The sequence below is a fragment of the Inquilinus sp. Marseille-Q2685 genome (assembly GCF_916619195.1).
Lineage (GTDB): Bacteria > Pseudomonadota > Alphaproteobacteria > DSM-16000 > Inquilinaceae > Inquilinus.
The window spans coordinates 1,675,862-1,694,572 of the sequence record NZ_CAKAKL010000001.1; the positions used below are offsets into that span (position 1 = coordinate 1,675,862).

Below are 18,711 nucleotides of genomic sequence, written 5' to 3' on the forward strand. Positions count from 1 at the left end.
TCAGCGCCCCAGATAGACGTCGATGACGCGCGGATCGGCGCTGACGGCGTCGAGCGGCCCTTCGGCCAGCACCGAGCCCTCATGCAGCACCGTCACCTTGACGTCCAGGGCGCGGACGAAATGCATGTCGTGCTCCACCACCACCACGGAGCGGGTCCTGTTGATCTCGCGCAGCAGGATCGCCGTCTCCTCGGTCTCGGCATCGGTCATGCCGGCCACCGGTTCGTCGACCAGCAGCAGCGCCGGCTCCTGCGCCAGCAGCATGCCGATCTCCAGCCACTGCTTCTGGCCGTGCGACAGCGCCCCGGCCAGCCGGTCGCGATGCGCCGTCAGCTTGGTCGTCGTCAGGATCTCGTCGATCCGCTCCGACGTGTCGGCGCGGGGCCGGCAGAACAGCAGGTTGGTCGGCGATCGCGGGCCGGCCAGGGCGAGGAGGAGGTTGTCCCCGACCGTGTGACTGTCGAACACCGTCGGCTTCTGGAACTTTCGTCCGATGCCGAGGCCCGCGATCGCCGTCTCGTCCAGCCGGGTCAGGTCGTGGGTGCCGCGGAACAGCGCCTCGCCCCGATCCGGCCGGGTCTTGCCGGTGATGACGTCCATCATCGTGGTCTTGCCGGCCCCGTTCGGGCCGATGATCGCTCGCATCTCGCCCGGCTCGATCACCAGCGACAGGGCGTTGAGCGCCCGGAAGCCGCTGAAGGTGACGGTGATGCCGTCGAGATAGAGCAGCGCCTGGGTGGCCGCTTCCGGCGCGGTCATCGCGGCGTCTCCGTCGCCACTTCGGCCGTGCGCCGGGCGGGGCGCAAGCGCCGGGACCGCCAGGCCGCCTGCGCCGCGCCGACGATGCCCTTGGGCAGCACCAGTGTCACCAGGATGAACAGCCCGCCCAGCGCGAACAGCCAGAATTCGGGCAGCAGGTTGGTGAAGACGGTCTTGCCGAGATTGACCGAGACGGCACCGATGATCGGTCCGACCAGCGTGCCGCGGCCGCCGACCGCGACCCAGATCACCGCCTCGATCGAGTTGGCCGGGGCGAATTCGCCCGGGTTGATGATGCCGACCTGCGGCACGTAGAGCGCGCCGGCCACCCCGGCCATCATGGCCGACAGGGTGAACACCACGAGCTTGTAGGATTCGACCCGGTAGCCAAGGAAGCGGGTGCGGCTCTCGGCGTCGCGGATGGCGATCATCACCTTGCCGAAGCGAGACCGGGTGATGGCCCGGCACATCAGGAAGGCGGCGGCGAGCGCCACGGCGCTGGCCAGGAACAGCCCGGCCCGCGTCGCGTCGGCCTGCAGGCTGAAGCCGAGCAGGTCCTTGAAGTCGGTCAGGCCGTTATTGCCGCCGAAGCCCATGTCGTTGCGGAAGAAGGCCAGCAGCAGGGCGTAGGTCATCGCCTGGGTGATGATCGACAGATAGACGCCGGAGACGCGGCTGCGGAAGGCGAACCAGCCGAAGACGAAAGCCAGCGCGCCGGGCACCAGCAGCACCATCAGCGCCGCGAACCAGAACTGGTCGAAGCCGTGCCAGTACCAGGGCAGTTCCGGCCAGTTCAGGAACACCATGAAGTCCGGCAGCACCGGGTTGCCGTAGACCCCGCGCGGCCCGATCTGGCGCATGAGGTACATGCCCATGGCGTAGCCGCCGAGGGCGAAGAAGGCGCCGTGGCCGAGGCTGAGGATGCCGACATAGCCCCAGACCAGGTCGATGGCGAGCGCCAGCAGCGCGTAGCAGAGGTACTTGCCCATCAGGCTGACGGCGTAGCCGGGCACGTGCAGCGGCGACTCCGGCGGCAGCGCCAGGTTGGCCAGCAGCACCAGCACCGCCGCGGCGACCAGGCCGAGGGCGAAGGCCGGCCCGCCGGAGGCGCGGAGCAGACGGGCCGTGATCATGATTCCACCGCCCGTCCCTTCAGCGGGAACAGCCCGCGCGGCTTGCGCTGGATGAACAGGATGATTCCGACCAGGATCGCGATCTTGCCCAGCACCGCCCCAGCCCAGGGCTCCAAGAGCTTGTTGGCGACGCCGAGCGACAGCGCGCCCACCAGCGTGCCCCACAGGTTGCCGACGCCGCCGAACACCACGACCATGAAGCTGTCGATGATGTATCCCTGGCCGAGATTGGGGCTGACATTATCGATCTGGCTGAGCGCCACCCCGGCGATGCCGGCGACGCCGGAGCCGATGCCGAAGGTCAGCATGTCGACCCGGGCGGTGCGGATGCCCATGGCCGCGGCCATGCGCCGGTTCTGCGTCACCGCCCGCATCTGCAGGCCGAGGGCCGTGTAGCGCAGCACCAGCATCAGCGCGGCGAAGACCAGGAGGGCGAAGACGATGATCCAGAGCCGGTTCCAGGTCAGGGTCAGGCCGCCCAGGTCGAAGGCTCCGGACATCCAGGCCGGGTTGCCGACCTCGCGGTTCGACGGGCCGAAGATCGTGCGCACCGCCTGCTGCAGGATCAGCGACAGGCCGAAGGTGGCCAGCAGCGTCTCCAGCGGCCTTCCGTAGAGGAAGCGGATGATGCCGCGCTCGATCGCGACGCCGGCCAGGGCCGCGACCAGGAAGGCCAGCGGCAGCGCCACCGCCAGGGAATAGTCGAACAGGTTCGGCGCCCAGGCCCGGAACACCTCCTGCACCAGGAAGGTGGTGTAGGCGCCGAGCATGACGATCTCGCCATGCGCCATGTTGATCACGCCCATCACGCCGAAGGTGATGGCGAGGCCGATGGCGGCGATCAGCAGCACCGAGCCGAGGCTGAGACCGTAATACAGGCTCTGCACGCCGTTCCAGATCGCCAGCCTTGTGTCGATCCGCCCGATCGCGGATTCGGCCGCGGCGGCGACGGCCGGGGACGGGCTCGGGATGCCGGAGAGGAGCGCCCGCGCCTCCTGGTCGCCGCGGGCGGCGACGGTGTCGATTGCCGGCAGCAGCGCGTCGTCGGCGCCGCCCTTGGCCAGCAGGATGGCGGCACGGGCCTCGGTGAAGGCCTGCTTCACCGCCGGGTCCTGCTCGCGCGCCAGCGCCGCCTCCAGCGCGGGCAGCGCCTTGTCGTCGCGCGACTTGAAGACGGCTGCGGCGGCATCGAGCCGCTTGGCCGGGTCGGGCGCCAGCAGGGTCAGCGACCCCATGGCCGCGTCGATCGCCCGCCGCACCCTGTTGTTGACCCGCACCGGCTTGGCGCCCGCCGGGGCCTCGGTCAGCGCGGCCCCGGTCGCGGCATCGACGAAGCCGCCGGCCTCGGTCCTGATCGCGACGGCGCCGGGCGCCGCGACCAGCCGGCCGGCCGCCAGCGCCTCCAGCACCGCCGGCGCCTGCGCGTCGCCCGAGGCGGCGACCCCGTCCACCCCGGCGGCGATGTCGTCGTAACTGGTCGACGCGAACCGCGCCAGCACCTCGGCCGGGATCTCGGCCCGGGCGGAGAATGGGAGGATCAGGAGCAGGAGAGCGAGAACAGCCAGAACCGCCGATCCAACCGCGCGCGCCGACCCAGCCAAACGCTCTCCCCCTCCCCTTGCGGGAGGGGGGAAGGGGGAGGGGTTTGCCGCAGCCGCCGCAATTGCGGCTCCACGGCATGGCCCCACCACTCCAATCCAGCTTCGCACCAGCGGCACTAGCCCCCTCCCCCTGCCCCCTCCCGCAAGGGGAGGGGGAGGATCTCTCTCGGACTCATCGAACGGACCGAACCGGCCATCCCGGCTTCAATGGCACTGGGTCACGACCCCGACCCGCCGCACTTGCCGGTCTTGACGTTGAAGTTCCCGCAGGCCAGCGGCTTGCGCCAATCGGCGATCAGCTCCTTCGAGCCCTCGAGGTAGTCGGACCACTCGTCGCCCACGACCTCGGGGGTCTCCGACACCGTCTGGATCTGGCCGTCGGCCTGGATCTCGCCGATCAGCACCGGCTTGGTGATGTGATGGTTCGGCATCATCGTGGCGTAGCCGCCGGTCAGGTTCGGCACGGTCACGCCGACCATCGCGTCGATCACCTTGTCGGGGTCGGTGGTGCCTGCCTTCTCCACCGCCTTCACCCACATGTTGAAGCCGATATAGTGCGCCTCCATCGGGTCGTTGGTGGTGCGCTTGTCGTTCTTGATGAAGGCGTGCCACTTGGCGATGAAGTCTTCATTCGCCGGCGTGTCGACGCTCTGGAAGTAGTTCCAGGCGGCCAGATGGCCGACCAGCGGGCCGGTGTCGAGCCCGGCCAGTTCCTCCTCGCCGACAGAGAAGGCCACGACCGGGATGTCGGTCGCCCTGATGCCCTGGTTCGCCAGTTCCTTGTAGAAGGGCACGTTGGCGTCGCCGTTGACGGTCGAGACCACGGCGGTCTTCTTGCCAGCCGACCCGAAGGCCTTGATCTTGCCGACCTCGGTTTGCCAGTCGGAGAAGCCGAACGGCGTGTAGTTGACGACGATGTCCTCCGGCGCCACGCCCTTGGCCTTCAGATAGGCCTCGAGGATCTTGTTGGTGGTGCGCGGATAGACGTAGTCGGTGCCTTCCAGCACCCAGCGCTGCACCCCCTCCTCGTTCATCAGGTAGTCGACCGCCGGGATCGCCTGCTGGTTCGGCGCGGCGCCGGTGTAGAAGATGTTGCGCGAGCTCTCCTCGCCCTCGTACTGCACCGGGTAGAACAGGATGCCGTCCAGCTCCTCGAACACCGGCAGCACCGATTTGCGCGACACTGAGGTCCAGCAGCCGAAGGTGGCCGCGACCTTGTCGACCGACAGCAGCTGCCGCGCCTTCTCAGCGAAGAGCGGCCAGTCGGAGGCTGGGTCCACCACCACCGGCTCCAGCTTCTTGCCGAGCAGCCCGCCCTTTTTGTTCTGCTCGTCGATCAGCATCAGCATGACGTCCTTCAGCGTGGTCTCGCTGATCGCCATGGTGCCGGACAGGGAATGGAGGATGCCGACCTTGATGGTGTCCTCGGCCCGGGCGGCGCTGGTCAAGCCCAGCCCCATGGCCACCGCCAGCGCGGCGCCCATCACCCAATGTTTCTGCGACAATGCCATCGTGCGCTCCCTGAACTCGCTTGTTTGCGTCCGCATCCCCGATCTCTAGGCAAGTTCCGGGCCAGTGGCGGAACTCCGCCACGTAACACCTGCCCAAGAGGGCGGCAGATGGCTTCCCTGCCCAATCCCTGCGCAGCGGCCCGATTCCGGCTGTGGTCCGGAACTTGCTGGGATCGCGCCGCCCCCCTTGTCTGTTGCCCCGCGAATGGTCCTGCGCATCCTTCTGGTCGATGAGAACGCCGAACGCTGCCGCCTGGTCGAGGCGGCGCTGACTGCGGCCGGCCACGGCGTGGTCACCACCGCCAGCGGCACCGAGAACCTGCTGGCGCGGGTGCGCGAGATCGAGCCCGACGTGATCATCGTCGACCTCGACGCCCCCAACCGCGACGCGCTGGAGCATATGCGCAGCGTCAGCCGCGAGCGGCCGAAGCCGATCGTGATGTTCGTGGACCAGAGTGACGACGTCGCGATCGGCGAGGCGATCCGCGCCGGGGTCAGCGCCTATGTCGTCGACGGCCTCAGCCCGCACCGGGTGAAGCCGGTGCTGGAGGCTGCGATCGCCCGGTTCCAGGCCTTCCAGGCGATGCGCGACGAGCTGGAGAAGACCCGCGCCACCCTGGCCGAGCGCAAGCGGATCGAACGCGCCAAGGGCATCCTGATGCAGCAGCGCGGCATGACAGAGGACGAGGCCTACAAGGCCCTGCGTAAGCTGGCGATGGACCGCGGCAAGCCCCTGGCCGAGATCGCCGAGCAGGTGATCAGCATCAGCGAGTTGCTGACCAAGGATTAGGCACGACTGTTTTCGCCGCTTTTTTGTGCATTGCACAACAGCAGAGCAGATTCGTGCCGCAGCGCAGCGTGACCATGCCGACCGTCTTCGATCCCTGAATCGAGCCGCGATGCTCGATTCCCGATTTCGGCTGCCGCCGCGAGGGAACTGGCACGCCGCTTGCGTATCCTCTGGGTGGTGACGGGCAATGGCGTCCGTCCGACGATATCTTGGGCAGTCCGACGCTGGACCGCCTGAACCGGGCAAAGGCGTCCGAGGGTTGCGGATCTTCCGCACGCTCTCGGGCGCCTTTTCGTTTTGGAGCGGCTGATGACGGACCACCGCACAGATCTGACCCTAGGCTTCGTGCCGCTGGCGGACTGCGCCCCCCTGATCGTGGCGGAGCGGAAAGGCTTCTTCCGCGAGGAGGGGCTGTCGGTCCGGCTGTCACGCGAGAGCAGCTGGGCCAGCCTGCGCGACAAGCTGGTCTGCGGCCTGCTGGACGGCGCCCATATGCTGGCGCCGCTGCCGCTGGCGATCACGCTGGGCCTGAGCGGTGCGAAGACGCCGATGCTGGTCGGCCTGTCGCTGAACCTGAACGGCAACGCCGTCACCGTCTCGAACGCCCTGGCGGCGGAGATGGCGGCGGCGGATCCGGAGGGCGCGGCCGCCGGCTCTGCCACCGCGGTCGCGGCGGTCGTCGCCGCCCGGCGCAAGGCCGGCGCCCCGCCCCCGGTCTTCGCCATCGTCTTCCCGGTGTCGAGCCATCACGACCAGCTGCGCTATTGGCTGGCAGCCGGCGGGGTCGACCCGCAGCGCGATGTGCGCATCGTGGTGGTGCCGCCGCCGCAGATGGTGTCGCATCTCTCGGCCGGGCGGGTCGACGGCTTCTGCGTCGGCGCGCCCTGGGGCGATGTCGCGGTCGACCAGGGGGTCGGCGTGATGGCCACCACCGGCTGGCGGATCTGGAACAACGCGCCGGAGAAGGTGTTCGCCGTCACCCGCGCCTGGGCCGAGCCCCGGCCGGACGTCCACCGCGCCCTGCTGCGCGCCCTGATCCGGGCCGCGGCCTGGCTGGACCGGCCGCAGCACCGGACGCAGGCGGTGGCGATGCTGGCGGCGCCGGAGGTGCTGAACGCCCCGGCGGCGTCGATCGCCGCCGGCCTGGTCGGCCGGCCGGGCGAGCTGATGGTCGACGGGCTGCCGGCCCGCGGCCCGGTCTATCACCGCCGCGCCGCCGGCCTGCCCTGGCGGTCCCATGCCGCCTGGTTCCTGGCGCAGCTGCGGCGCTGGGGCGAGCTGCCGGACGGCGTCGACATCGCCGCCGCGGCCGCCGCCGTCTACCGGCCGGACCTCTACCGCGAGGCCGTCTGGGACCTCGGCTATCCGGCCCCCGCCGCGGACAGCAAGGCCGAGGGGCTGCACGCCGCCCCCTGGGTCCTGGCCGACCCGGCCGGTGAGGTGGCGCTGGGCGCCGCCCGCTTCTGCGACGGCCGGGTCTTCGATCCCGCCGCGATCGACAGCTATCTCGCCGGCCTCGGCTACGCCGCCGGCGGCAACGCAACCGCCGCGGCGCAACGCGGCTGACGGAAACCGAAGGGGGCTTTCATGACCGGACGCGACCGCCCCACCACCCTCACCCGCCGCGGCCTGCTGCAGGGCACCGCCAGGCTGACCGGCGCCGCGGCGACCGTCGCCGCGCTGCGCTCCGCCTTCCCCGCCGGCGCCTTCGCGCAAGGAGCGGGGCCGGAGACGACGAAGGCGACGCTGGGCTTCATCGCCCTGACCGACTCCTCGCCCTTGATCATCGCCAAGGAGAAGGGGCTGTTCGACAAGGTCGGGCTGAGCGAGGTCACGGTCAGCAAGCAGGCCTCCTGGGGCACCCCCCGCGACAACCTGGTGCTGGGCTCGGCCGGCGGCGGCATCGACGGCGCCCACATCCTGACCCCGATGCCCTCCCTGATGACGCTCGGCACCATCACCGCCGAGAACAAGCCGCTGCCGATGCAGATCCTGTGCCGGCTGAACACCAACGGCCAGGCGATCTCGGTGGCCAAGGACCTGATGCCGGCCGGCGCCACGGTCGACGCCAAGCCGCTGAAGGCCGCCTTCGCCGACATGAAGGCGAAGGGGCAGGAGGTGAAGTGCGCCGTCACCTTCCCCGGCGGCACGCACGACCTGTGGATGCGCTACTGGCTGGCAGCGGCCGGCATCGACCCGAACAAGGACGTCAGCACCATCGTGGTGCCGCCGCCGCAGATGGTCGCCAACATGAAGGTCGGCAACATGCAGGCCTTCTGCGTCGGCGAGCCGTGGAACGACCAGCTCGTGCACCAGGGGATCGGTTATTCGGCCTGCGTCACCGGCGAGCTGTGGAAGGACCATCCGGAGAAGAGCCTGGCGCTGCGCGCCGACTGGATCGACGCCCACCCGAAGGCGGCGGAAGCGCTGCTGCAGGCGGTCCTCGACGCCCAGCGCTGGGCCGACAAGCCGGAGAACAAGGAGGAAATGGCCCAGATCATCGGCCGGAGGGCATGGTTCAACGTGCCCCCGGCCGACATCCTGCCGCGCTCGCTCGGCACCATCGACTACGGCGACGGCCGCAAGGTCGAGAACAGCCCGCTGCTGATGAAGTTCTGGCGGGACTTCGCCTCCTACCCGTTCCAGAGCCACGAGCTGTGGTTCCTGACCGAGGACCGGCGCTGGGGCTACATCGCCCCCGATGTCGACCTCAAGGGGCTGATCGCCAGGGTCAACCGCGAGGACCTCTGGCGCCAGGCCGCCCAGGCGATCGGCGTGCCGGCCGCAGAGATCCCGGCAGGCCCCTCGCGCGGCAAGGAGACCTTCTTCGACGGCAAGGTCTTCGACCCCGACGCCCCCGACGCCTACCTCGCCAGCCTCGCCATCAAGACCGTCGCCTGACGCCCGACGACAGCCAGCCGGAGCCAGCCTCGTGCCTCAGACCGCCCAGATTGTATCCAAGGCCCCCGCCGCCGCGCCCAAGCCGGCGCCGGCCGGCCGGGTCCTGTCCCTGCCGGTGGCGCGGCCGCCGCTCGCCCCCATCCTCGGCCGCCTCGCCGCCGGGGCCGCGGCCCGGGTGATCCCGCCCTTGATCGTGCTGGCGCTGCTGCTGCTGGCCTGGCAGCTGCTGTGCTCCAGCCCCGGCTCCAGCCTGCCGTCCCCGCTCAAGGTGCTGGACGACACCTGGGACTTCATCATCGACCCGTTCTATGACAATGGCGGGGTCGACAAGGGCGCCTTCTGGCAGATCGCCACCAGCCTGTCGCGGGTGGCGATGGGTTTCGCCCTGGCCGCCGTGGTCGGGGTCGCGCTCGGCGTCCTGATCGGCCAGAGCGTCTGGGCCATGCGCGGGCTCGACCCGATCTTCCAGGTGCTGCGCACGATCCCGCCGCTGGCCTGGCTGCCGATCTCGCTGGCCGGGTTCCAGCAGGCCGAGCCGTCGGCGATCTTCGTGATCTTCATCACCTCGATCTGGCCGATCGTGATCAACACCGCGGTCGGGGTGCGCAACATCCCGCAGGACTACCGCAACGTGGCCGCGGTGCTGCGCCTGTCGCCCTGGGAGGTGTTCACCAAGATCACCCTTCCGGCCACCGTGCCCTACATCTTCACCGGCCTGCGCATCGGCATCGGCCTGTCCTGGCTGGCGATCATCGCCGCCGAGATGCTGATCGGCGGCGTCGGCATCGGCTTCTTCATCTGGGACGCGTGGAACAGCTCGCGCATCAGCGACATCGTCGTGGCTCTGGTCTATGTCGGGCTGGTCGGCTTCGTCCTCGACCGCCTGATCGGCTTCGCCGGCGCGCTCGTCGCCCGCGGCACCTCGGCCTGAGGAGACGCCCCATGGACAGCTATCTCTCGATCGAGCAGGTCGGCATGCGCTTCACCCGCGGCAGCGCGGTCAGCGAGGTGCTGGTCGACGTCAACCTCGGCATCGCCCAGGGCGAGTTCGTGTCGATCATCGGCCATTCCGGCTGCGGCAAGTCGACCCTGCTGAACATCGTCGGCGGCCTGGTCCGTTCCACCACCGGCGAGGTGCTGCTGGATGGCGCGGTGGTCGACAGCCCCGGCCCCGACCGCGCCATCGTGTTCCAGAACCACTCGCTGCTGCCCTGGCTGACCGTCTACGGCAATGTCCGGATCGCGGTCGACAAGGTGTTCGGCCGGTCCAAGAGCGCCGCCGAGCGGCACGACTGGGTGATGCACAACCTGGCGCTGGTCCACATGGCGCATGCCAAGGACAAGCGGCCGGGCGAGATCTCCGGCGGCATGAAGCAGCGCGTCGGCATCGCCCGGGCGCTGGCGATGCAGCCCAAGATCCTGCTGATGGACGAGCCTTTCGGCGCGCTGGACGCCCTGACCCGGGCGCATCTGCAGGACTCGGTGATGGAGATCCACGCCGCGCTCGGCAACACCGTGCTGATGATCACCCATGACGTCGACGAGGCGGTGCTGCTGTCCGACCGCATCGTGATGATGACCAACGGCCCCAGCGCCACCATCGGCGAGGTGCTGGAGATCCCGCTGGGGCGGCCGCGCCGCCGCCTGGCGCTGGCCGACGATCCGACTTACGCCGCGTGCCGGGTGCAGGTGCTGCGCTTCCTCGACGAGCGCCAGCGCTTCACCACCGCGGCCGCCTGAGGGGGAGGGAAAGATGCCCGAAGGAAGCTGGGGCCCGAAGGAGAGCCTCGTCGTCATCGGCAACGGCATGGCCGGGATGCGGGCGGTGGAGGAGCTGCTGGCCCGCGCGCCCGGCCGCTACGCCGTCACCGTGTTCGGCGCCGAGCCGCAGGTGAACTACAACCGCATCATGCTGTCACCGGTGCTGGCCGGGGAGAAGCGGTTCGACGACATCGTCATCAACGACCGCGCCTGGTACGACGCCAACGGCATCGACCTGCGCGCCGGGGTGCGGGTGACGGCGATCGATCGCGAGGCGCGCGAGGTGGTCGGCGCCGACGGCGGCCGCCGCCGCTACGACCGGCTGCTGCTGGCCACCGGGTCCGACCCGATCGTGATCCCGGTGCCGGGGCGCGACCTGCCCGGCGTCGTCACCTTCCGCGACATCGCCGATGTCGAGGCGATGCTGGCGGCGGCGCGCGAGGGCCGCACCCGCGCCGTGGTGATCGGCGGCGGCCTGCTGGGGCTGGAGGCCGCCAACGGCCTGCGCGCCAACGGCATGGAGGTCACCGTCCTGCACCTGATGCCGGTGCTGATGGAGCGTCAGCTCGACCCGGCCGCCGCCTATCTGCTGCAGCGCGAGCTGGAGCGGCGCGGCCTGACCGTGCTGACCGAGGCCGACACCGCCGCGATCGAGGGCGACGGCAGGGTCGAGGCGGTGCGGCTGAAGGACGGGAGGGTGATCCCGGCCGACCTGGTGGTGATGGCGGTCGGCATCCGCCCGGCCACGGCGCTGGCCCGCGAGGCCGGCCTGACGGTCGAACGCGGCGTCGTGGTCGACGACCGGATGATCACCTCCGACCCCTGCATCCTCGCCGTCGGCGAATGCGTCCAGCACCAGGGCCGGACCTACGGGCTGGTGGCGCCGCTGTACGAGATGGCGCGGATCTGCGCCGACCAGCTGGCCGGCACGGCGGAGAGCGAGTATCGCGGCTCGGTCACCTCGACCAAGCTCAAGGTCACCGGCATCGACGTGTTCTCGGCCGGCGACTTCCAGGGCGGCGAGGATTGCGAGGACATCGTGTTCCGCGACGCCGCCCGCGGCGTCTACAAGCGGCTGGTGCTGAAGGACAACCGCATCGCCGGCGCCGTGCTGTACGGCGACACCGCCGACGGCGCCTGGTTCTTCCAGATGCTGCGCGAGGGCCGGGACGTGGCGCCGCTGCGCGACGGGCTGATCTTCGGCCAGGCGCTGGCGGCCGCCGGGGGTGCGGCGCCGGACCCTAAGCAGGCCGTTGCCGCCCTGCCGCCGGAGGCGGAGATCTGCGGCTGCAACGGCGTCTGCAAGGGCACCATCGTCCAGGCGATCACCGAGAAGGGGCTGGCCAGCCTGGACGCGGTGCGGGCCCACACCAAGGCCTCGTCCTCCTGCGGCTCCTGCACCGGGCTGGTCGAGAGCCTGCTGGCGGTGACGCTGGGCGACGGCTACGAGGGCGGGCCGAAGATCAAGCCGGTCTGCGGCTGCACCGATTTCGGCCATGACGAGGTGCGGCGGCTGATCCTGGCGCGCGAGCTGCGGTCGATCCCCGCGGTGATGCAGGAGCTGGGCTGGCGCACGCCGCAGGGCTGCGCCAAATGCCGGCCGGCGCTGAACTACTATCTGATCTGCGCCTGGCCGGGCGAGTACACCGACGACCAGCAGTCCCGCTTCATCAACGAGCGGGCGCACGCCAACATCCAGAAGGACGGCACCTATTCGGTGGTGCCGCGGATGTGGGGCGGCGTCACCACCGCCCAGGAGCTGCGGGCGATCGCCGACGTGGTCGACCGCTACCAGATCCCGAGCGTGAAGGTGACGGGCGGCCAGCGCATCGACCTGCTGGGCGTGAAGAAGGAGCAGCTGCCGGATGTCTGGCGCGACCTGAACGCCGCCGGCATGGTCTCCGGCCACGCCTACGGCAAGGCGCTGCGGACGGTGAAAACCTGCGTCGGATCGGAATGGTGCCGCTTCGGCACCCAGGATTCGACGGCCATGGGCATCGCGCTGGAGAAGATGACCTGGGGCACCTGGACGCCGCACAAGGTCAAGATGGCGGTGTCCGGCTGCCCGCGGAACTGCGCCGAGGCGACGATCAAGGATTTCGGCGTGATCGCGGTCGACAGCGGCTGGGAGCTGCATGTCGGCGGCAATGGCGGCATCAAGCTGCGCGGCACCGACTTCCTGTGCAAGGTCGAGACCGAGGCCGAGGTGCTGGAATACTGCGGCGCCTTCCTGCAGCTGCACCGCGAGGAATCGCATTATCTGGAGCGCACCGCGCCCTGGATCGAGCGGGTCGGCCTGGACCACGTCAAGCGCCGGATCGTCGAGGACGCGGAGTCGCGCAAGCGGCTGCATGCCCGCTTCCTGCATTCGCAGCAATTCGCCCAACAGGACCCCTGGGCCGAACGCGCCGCCGGCGCCGAGGCGCACGAGTTTCGCCCGATGGCGGCGGTGGAGTGACGACGATGACCATGCCGCTGTGGATCGATGTCGGCGGGATCGAGGACATCCCGCCGATGGGCGCCCGGGTGGTGAAGAGCCCGGACGGCGACATCGCCCTGTTCCGCACCGCCGACGACCGGGTCTTCGCGCTGTACGACCGTTGTCCCCACAAGGGCGGGCCGCTGTCGCAGGGCATCGTGCACGGCACCAGCGTCACCTGCCCGCTGCACGCCTGGGTGATCAGCCTGGAGACCGGATCGGTCGAGGGGCCGGACGAGGGTTGCGTCCACCGCATCGCGGTCGAGCTGCAGGCCGGCCGCATCCGCCTCGGCCTGCCGTCGCCGCAACTGGTCGCCAATGGCTGAGATCCGCACCACCTGCCCCTATTGCGGCGTCGGCTGCGGCGTTGCCGTGTCGGGTGGAGCTGACGCGTTGCCTCTCCCGCTTGCGGGAGAGGTCGGAGCCGCGTTGGCGGCTCCGGGTGAGGGGAGTCTGTCGAGGCCTGGGCCAGCCCTCACCCGGTCTCGCTCCGCGAGCCCGACCTCTCCCGCGTCCGGCGGGAGAGGTCACGCGACAGAGCACACGGTCAAAGGCGATCCGATCCACCCGGCGAATTTCGGCCGGCTCTGCTCCAAGGGCGGGGCGCTGGGCGAGACGCTGGGGCTGGACGGGCGCCTGCTCGACCCGATGATCGGCGGCCGGACGGCAAGCTGGGACGAGGCGCTGGACCGCGTCGCCGCCGGCTTCACCGAGGCGATCGAACAGCACGGGCCGGAGTCCGTCGCCTTCTACGTCTCCGGCCAGCTGCTGACCGAGGACTACTACGTCGCCAACAAGCTGATGAAAGGCTTCATCGGCTCCGGCAATATCGACACCAACTCCCGCCTGTGCATGGCGTCCTCGGTCGCCGGCCACCGCCGCGCTTTCGGCGGCGACGTGGTGCCCGGCTGCTACGAGGATTGGGAGCAGGCGGACCTCGCCATCTATGTCGGCTCCAACGCCGCCTGGTGCCATCCGATCCTGCACAGAAGGCTGCTGGCGGCGCGCGAGCGCCGCGGCACCAGGATCGTGGTGATCGACCCGCGCCGCACCGCGACCTGCGACGAGGCCGACCTGCACCTCGCCATCGCCCCCGGCACCGACGTGCTGCTGTTCAACGGCCTGCTCGCCCATCTGGTGCGCGAGGGCTTGCTGGACCGCGGCTGGATCGCAGCCCATGCTTCGGGCTTCGAGGAGGCGGCCATCGCCGCGGCCGAGGACGCGCCGGACATCGCCGCCGTCGCCGCCGGCTGCCGCCTGCCGGAGGAGGCGGTGCGGCGCTTCTACGCCTGGTTCGCCCACACCCCCGCAACGCTGACGATCTACTCCCAGGGCGTGAACCAGTCGACCCAGGGCACCGACAAGGTGAACGCCATCATCAACTGTCATCTCGCCACCGGCCGGATCGGCCGGCCGGGCATGGGTCCCTTCTCGGTCACCGGCCAGCCCAACGCCATGGGCGGGCGCGAGGTCGGCGGCCTGGCCAACCAGTTGGCCGCGCATATGGCCTTCGAGGATGCGGCTTCGCGCGACCGGGTGCGCCGCTTCTGGCGGGCGCCGCGCCTGGCGGAGCGGCCGGGGCTGAAGGCGGTGGAGCTGTTCGACGCCGTCGCCGCCGGCCGGATCAAGGCGCTGTGGATCATGGCGACCAACCCGGCGGTCAGCGTGCCGGAGGCGGAGCGGCTGCGCCGCGGCCTCGCTCGCTGCGATCTGGTCGTGGTCTCCGACGTCACCGCCGAGACCGACACCGCCCGCCTCGCCGATGTGCTGCTGCCCGCCGCCGGATGGGGCGAGAAGGACGGCACCGTCACAAACTCCGAGCGCCGGATCTCGCGGCAGCGCGGCTTCCGCCCCCTGCCTGGCCAGGCCCGGCCGGATTGGTGGATCGTCACCCAGGTGGCGCGTCGCATGGGTTTCGCCAACGCCTTTCCCTATGAGGAGCCGGCCGCGATCTTCCGCGAGCACGCCGCCCTGTCCGCCTTCGAGAACGGCGGCAAGCGGGCCTTCGACATCGGCGCCCTCGCGGCGCTGGACCGCGAGGCCTATGACGCGCTGCAACCGGTGCAGTGGCCGGTGCCGGAAGGCCGACGGCTAGGCACGGCGCGGCTGTTCGCCGACGGCCGCTTCCCGACGCCGGACGGCCGTGCCCGCTTCGTCCCGGGGCGGCACCGCCCGCCGGCCCACCGCCCGGACCGCGACCGGCCGATGCTGCTGAACACCGGCCGGCTGCGCGACCAGTGGCACACCATGACCCGCACCGGCGCGGTGCCGCGCCTGGCCGCCAACAGCCCGGAGCCGGCGGTCGAGCTGCATCCGGACGACGCCCGCCGCCACGGCCTCGCCGAAGGCGATCTGGTGCGGGTGAGGAGCGGCTGGGGCCGCGCCCTCGCCCGCGCCCGGATCACGCCCGACCAGGCGCCCGGCCAGGCCTTCCTGGCGATGCATTGGAACGACCGCTTCACCACCGACTGCGTCGTCGGCAGGCTGGCCAGCCCAGCCGTCGACCCGGTCTCCGGCCAGCCGGAGCTGAAGCACATGCCGGTCGCGCTCGAACGGATCGCGCTGGGCTGGGAGGGCTTTCTGGTCTCGCGTCGGCGGATGCGGCCGACCGGCCTGGTCTACTGGACCCGCCGCGCCGCCGCCGGCTGCCAGATCTACACCCTGGGCGGGCCCGAGCCGCCGGCCGACGGCATCATCCTCGGCCGGTCGCGGCTGGCGCCGGGCAAGGACCGGCAGGTGATCGAGTTCGCCGATGCCAAGCGCGGCCTGTTTCGCCTGGCGACGCTGGATGCCGGCGGCTTGGCCGAGTGCCTGTTCGTCGCCCCGCCCGGCCGGCTGCCCGACCCGGAATGGCTGCTGGCCCGCTTCGCCGCCGAGACGCCGCAGCTGGACGACGCCGACCGCCGTGCCCTGCTGTCCGGCCGCGCCCCGGCCGGCGCCCCAGCCGAGGGCCGCATCGTCTGCGCCTGCCTCGGCGTCGGCCTCGAGCGGATCCTGCGCACCCTGCGGGAAGGGCAGGGCATCGGGGTCAAGGAGCTCGGCGCTCTGCTCGGCGCCGGGACCAATTGCGGCTCCTGCGTGCCGGAGCTGAAGGAGATCGTCGCCCATGCCGCCCTTCCTGCAGCAGGCTGACGCCCTGCCCCATCTTCCCCTCTTCCTGACCGTGCGCGGCCGGGCCTGCGTCCTGGTCGGCGGCGGCGATGCCACGGCGCCGAAATTCGAGCTGCTGCGCCGCGCCGGCGCCGCGGTCCGGCTGGTCGGCGCCGATCCCACCTTCGCCGAGACGGCGGCCGGCGCGGAGGTCCTGCCGGGGCCGCTGAAGGCCGAGCATCTCGCCGGGGCCTGCCTGGTGATCGACGCCTCGGGCGACGACCGGACCAATGAGCGCAGCGCCGCCCTGGCGCGGGCGGCCGGCGTGCCGCTGAACGTCGTCGACCGGCCGGCGCTGTGCGATTTCATCCTGCCGGCGATCCTGGACCGGTCGCCGGTGGTGGTCGCGGTCTCGACCGGCGGCGCAGCTCCGGCCCTGGCCGGGCTGATCCGGCAGGAGCTGGAGGCGCTGATCCCGCCCGGTCTCGGCCGGCTGGCTGCCCTGTCCGGCACGCTGCGCGACGAGATCCGCCGCCGCATCGCCGACCCGGCCCGCCGCCTGGCCTTCTGGCGCCGGCTGTACCGCGACGGCGCAACCGATCGGGCCCTGGCGCTCGATCTGATGGACCAGGTGGCGGCCGCCCGCCCCTCCGTCGGTTCCCTGACCCGGATCGCGGTCGGCCCGGGCGGCGAGCAGGACCTGACGCTGCGCCAGGTGGCGGCGCTGCGCCGGGCCGACCTGCTGCTGGTCGAGGACGGCGTCGACCCGGCGGTGCTGGACCATGCCCGGCGCGACGCGCCGCGCCGCGGCCCGGTGCGGACGCCGGCCGAGGCCGCCGCCTTGCGCGACGACCTGGGCCGAGGCCTGCAGGTGGTGCAGCTGGTCGCCGCTTCCGTCTTGCAGAGCACGGTAATGCTCGCGGCGGAGTAGCGACGCTCTTGCCGCATGGCGCCGCCTCGCCGGCTTGCTTAGTTTGAGGCGGCCATTGTCCCGCGAATGCCGATGATGACCCGTACCCTGATCCTGATCGCCGCCCTGACCTTGGCCGGCGGCGCCCCGGCCCTGGCGGCGCCCGAATTCCATGAAGGGGCCTGCGGCTTCACGGTGCCTGACGGACGAGCCGCCACCTGCGGCACCGTCATCGTGCCGGAGAACCGGGACAAGCCCGACGGCGCCACCGTGACGCTCGCCGTCGCCATCCTCTCGACCCCCGATAAGCTCGGCGATGCGCCGCCGATCCTGTATCTCGAAGGCGGCCCGGGCGGGGCGGCGGGGCTGGACCCCGACGGCATCGCCCGCTGGTGGGACCTGATCGCCCGCAACGACTGGCTGCAGAAACGCAAGCTGGTGCTGTACGACCAGCGCGGCATGGGCAGGTCGGAGCCGAACCTGACCTGCCCGGAGATGGTGGAAGCCCAGATCCGCGGCAACGGCCCGGAGGGCGACGGCGGCAACGCCTCCGCGGCGGTCGACGCCGCCCGCGCCTGCCGCGGCCGCTGGGAGGCCGAGGGCCACGATCTGACCCGCTACACCACGCCCGACAGCGCCCGCGACGTGGCCGATCTGCGCCGCGCCCTCGGCATCGACCGATGGGTGCTGTTCGGATCGTCCTACGGCACCCGGCTGGCGCTGGAGACGGTGCGGCGCTATCCCGACGGCATCGCCGCGATGATCCTCGACGGCGTCTATCCGCCCGGCAGGAGCCTGTTCACCGCGTCGGAGGAGGACGACCCGGACGGCGGCCGGTCGCTGCAGCGCGTCTTCGCCGCCTGCGCCGCCGACGACACCTGCAACGCCGCCTATCCCGACCTGGCCGCGCGCTACCGCACCCTGCTGGAACGGCTGGACGACGAGCCGCCGACCGTCACCGTGGCGCGGCCCGACGGCAACGGCGAGGCCGAGCTGATGTTCACCGGCGGCCTGCTGGCCGAGGTGGTGTTCAACGACCTCTACTCCCGCGACGACGCCGCCACCCTGCCGGCGCTGATCGCCGGCATCGATGCCGACCGCGACGAGGCCTATGAGGAGGCGGCGGAGCAGTGGCTGACGGGTCTGCTGGACCCGACCATCGCCAACGGCGCATACGACCTGGCCGAATGCCTGTCGCCGGACGCCGGCGACCTGCGCGACGCGCCGGGGTCGACCTGCCCGGCCTGGCCGGCCGGCGCCGCGGACGATCTCGCCTCCGAGCCGGTCGACAGCGATATCCCGGCCCTGATCCTGTCCGGCGGACTCGACCCGGTGACGCCGCCGACCTGGGCGCGCGCCACCGCCTCGCATCTGCCGAACGCCTTCCTGATCGAGCGCCAGGACCAGGGCCACGGCCTGATCGGCAGCGACCCCTGCGCCGAGACCCTGGCGGGGAAGTTCCTGGATGCGCCGGACCGGCAGCCGGTCGATGCCTGCCAGGTCGCGCCCGACCCGCTGCGCTTCCTGGTGAATGGCTGAGCCGGCGGGCGCCGGCCGCCCGCCTCAGGCCGCTTCGGGCGTGTAGCCGGCCTCCGTGATCAGCCCGGCGACCCGGGCCCGGTCCTCGGTTCCGGTGACGGAGACCAGCTTGCGCACCGGGTCGGCCTCGACCCGGGCGCCGGGGATGCTGCCCTCGATCGCGCCCTTGATCGTGCCGGCGCAATGGCCGCAGGTCATGTCCTCGACCCGGAAGGACAGCGGGACACCCATGATGGT

Annotated in this window: 15 protein-coding genes; 10 read left to right on the top strand and 5 right to left on the bottom strand. The window is 71.2% G+C overall.

All coding sequences use genetic code 11. The features are described 5' to 3' along the window. The 4 genes from urtD to urtA form a co-directional block, all read right to left on the bottom strand. On the bottom strand, window positions 1-759 hold the full coding sequence (gene urtD, locus LG391_RS07975) for an urea ABC transporter ATP-binding protein UrtD (protein ID WP_225767442.1): 759 nt from the start codon (window positions 757-759) through the stop codon (window positions 1-3). Beyond that, window positions 756-1,892: an urea ABC transporter permease subunit UrtC gene (urtC, locus tag LG391_RS07980; protein ID WP_225767443.1), complete on the bottom strand. Its 1,137-nt coding sequence runs from the start codon at window positions 1,890-1,892 to the stop codon at window positions 756-758. Before urtC ends, urtD begins: the two co-directional genes overlap by 4 nt. Then, entirely contained in the window at window positions 1,889-3,493 is a 1,605-nt protein-coding gene (gene urtB / locus LG391_RS07985; RefSeq protein WP_225767444.1) for an urea ABC transporter permease subunit UrtB, read from the bottom strand. Before urtB ends, urtC begins: the two co-directional genes overlap by 4 nt. Window positions 3,494-3,711: 218 nt before the next feature. Beyond that, window positions 3,712-5,004, bottom strand: coding sequence for an urea ABC transporter substrate-binding protein (gene urtA, locus LG391_RS07990; protein ID WP_374200726.1), 1,293 nt, complete (start codon window positions 5,002-5,004; stop codon window positions 3,712-3,714). 205 nt (window positions 5,005-5,209) lie between these two features. Between urtA and LG391_RS07995 the strand changes: the two genes are divergently transcribed. The 10 genes from LG391_RS07995 to LG391_RS08040 all read left to right on the top strand — a co-directional run bounded on the left by LG391_RS07995 (window position 5,210) and on the right by LG391_RS08040 (window position 18,474). Further along, window positions 5,210-5,794: an ANTAR domain-containing response regulator gene (locus LG391_RS07995; RefSeq protein WP_225767445.1), complete on the top strand. Its 585-nt coding sequence runs from the start codon at window positions 5,210-5,212 to the stop codon at window positions 5,792-5,794. Window positions 5,795-6,103: 309 nt separating this feature from the next. Then, window positions 6,104-7,360: a CmpA/NrtA family ABC transporter substrate-binding protein gene (locus LG391_RS08000; protein WP_225767446.1), complete on the top strand. Its 1,257-nt coding sequence runs from the start codon at window positions 6,104-6,106 to the stop codon at window positions 7,358-7,360. A 21-nt stretch (window positions 7,361-7,381) separates the two neighbouring features. Beyond that, window positions 7,382-8,695 (top strand): CmpA/NrtA family ABC transporter substrate-binding protein, encoded by a 1,314-nt coding sequence (locus tag LG391_RS08005; RefSeq protein ID WP_225767447.1) that lies wholly within the window; start codon window positions 7,382-7,384, stop codon window positions 8,693-8,695. Window positions 8,696-8,726: 31 nt separating this feature from the next. Further along, window positions 8,727-9,626 (top strand): nitrate ABC transporter permease, encoded by a 900-nt coding sequence (ntrB, locus tag LG391_RS08010; RefSeq protein ID WP_225767448.1) that lies wholly within the window; start codon window positions 8,727-8,729, stop codon window positions 9,624-9,626. An 11-nt stretch (window positions 9,627-9,637) separates the two neighbouring features. After that, entirely contained in the window at window positions 9,638-10,435 is a 798-nt protein-coding gene (locus LG391_RS08015) for an ABC transporter ATP-binding protein (RefSeq protein WP_225767449.1), read from the top strand. Window positions 10,436-10,448: 13 nt separating this feature from the next. Then, the gene (gene nirB / locus LG391_RS08020) at window positions 10,449-12,914 is read left to right on the top strand and encodes a nitrite reductase large subunit NirB (RefSeq protein WP_225767450.1); all 2,466 of its coding nucleotides are present in this window, start codon (window positions 10,449-10,451) and stop codon (window positions 12,912-12,914) included. Window positions 12,915-12,919: 5 nt separating this feature from the next. After that, a complete protein-coding gene (gene nirD / locus LG391_RS08025) occupies window positions 12,920-13,261 on the top strand; it encodes a nitrite reductase small subunit NirD (protein WP_225767451.1) in 342 nt (113 codons plus the stop codon). Further along, window positions 13,254-16,067 carry a nitrate reductase gene (locus LG391_RS08030; protein ID WP_225767452.1) on the top strand — a complete coding sequence of 938 codons (2,814 nt, stop codon included), beginning with the start codon at window positions 13,254-13,256 and terminating at the stop codon, window positions 16,065-16,067. The genes nirD and LG391_RS08030 overlap by 8 nt, the downstream gene beginning before the upstream one ends. Continuing rightward, entirely contained in the window at window positions 16,042-16,956 is a 915-nt protein-coding gene (locus tag LG391_RS08035) for a bifunctional precorrin-2 dehydrogenase/sirohydrochlorin ferrochelatase (RefSeq protein WP_225767453.1), read from the top strand. The genes LG391_RS08030 and LG391_RS08035 overlap by 26 nt, the downstream gene beginning before the upstream one ends. Window positions 16,957-17,031: 75 nt before the next feature. Continuing rightward, window positions 17,032-18,474, top strand: coding sequence for an alpha/beta hydrolase (locus LG391_RS08040; RefSeq protein ID WP_225767454.1), 1,443 nt, complete (start codon window positions 17,032-17,034; stop codon window positions 18,472-18,474). Between the two features lie 24 nt (window positions 18,475-18,498). Here the strand turns inward: LG391_RS08040 and LG391_RS08045 are convergent, their stop codons facing one another. Then, complete coding sequence (locus tag LG391_RS08045; protein WP_225767455.1) at window positions 18,499-18,705, bottom strand: heavy-metal-associated domain-containing protein; 207 nt, start codon at window positions 18,703-18,705, stop codon at window positions 18,499-18,501. Between the last annotated feature and the right edge of the window lie 6 nt (window positions 18,706-18,711).

Excerpts from the sequence above, each read along its gene's own strand:
- LG391_RS08000 (WP_225767446.1), top strand. The coding sequence starts at position 6,104 with ATGACGGACCACCGCACAGATCTGACCCTAGGCTTCGTGCCGCTGGCG.
- urtD (WP_225767442.1), bottom strand. The coding sequence starts at position 759 with ATGACCGCGCCGGAAGCGGCCACCCAGGCGCTGCTCTATCTCGACGGC.
- LG391_RS07995 (WP_225767445.1), top strand. The coding sequence starts at position 5,210 with ATGGTCCTGCGCATCCTTCTGGTCGATGAGAACGCCGAACGCTGCCGC.
- LG391_RS08005 (WP_225767447.1), top strand. The coding sequence starts at position 7,382 with ATGACCGGACGCGACCGCCCCACCACCCTCACCCGCCGCGGCCTGCTG.
- LG391_RS08045 (WP_225767455.1), bottom strand. The coding sequence starts at position 18,705 with ATGGGTGTCCCGCTGTCCTTCCGGGTCGAGGACATGACCTGCGGCCAT.
- nirD (WP_225767451.1), top strand. The coding sequence starts at position 12,920 with ATGACCATGCCGCTGTGGATCGATGTCGGCGGGATCGAGGACATCCCG.
- urtA (WP_374200726.1), bottom strand. The coding sequence starts at position 5,004 with ATGGCATTGTCGCAGAAACATTGGGTGATGGGCGCCGCGCTGGCGGTG.
- LG391_RS08030 (WP_225767452.1), top strand. The coding sequence starts at position 13,254 with ATGGCTGAGATCCGCACCACCTGCCCCTATTGCGGCGTCGGCTGCGGC.
- nirB (WP_225767450.1), top strand. The coding sequence starts at position 10,449 with ATGCCCGAAGGAAGCTGGGGCCCGAAGGAGAGCCTCGTCGTCATCGGC.
- LG391_RS08015 (WP_225767449.1), top strand. The coding sequence starts at position 9,638 with ATGGACAGCTATCTCTCGATCGAGCAGGTCGGCATGCGCTTCACCCGC.
- urtC (WP_225767443.1), bottom strand. The coding sequence starts at position 1,892 with ATGATCACGGCCCGTCTGCTCCGCGCCTCCGGCGGGCCGGCCTTCGCC.
- LG391_RS08035 (WP_225767453.1), top strand. The coding sequence starts at position 16,042 with ATGCCGCCCTTCCTGCAGCAGGCTGACGCCCTGCCCCATCTTCCCCTC.
- LG391_RS08040 (WP_225767454.1), top strand. The coding sequence starts at position 17,032 with ATGACCCGTACCCTGATCCTGATCGCCGCCCTGACCTTGGCCGGCGGC.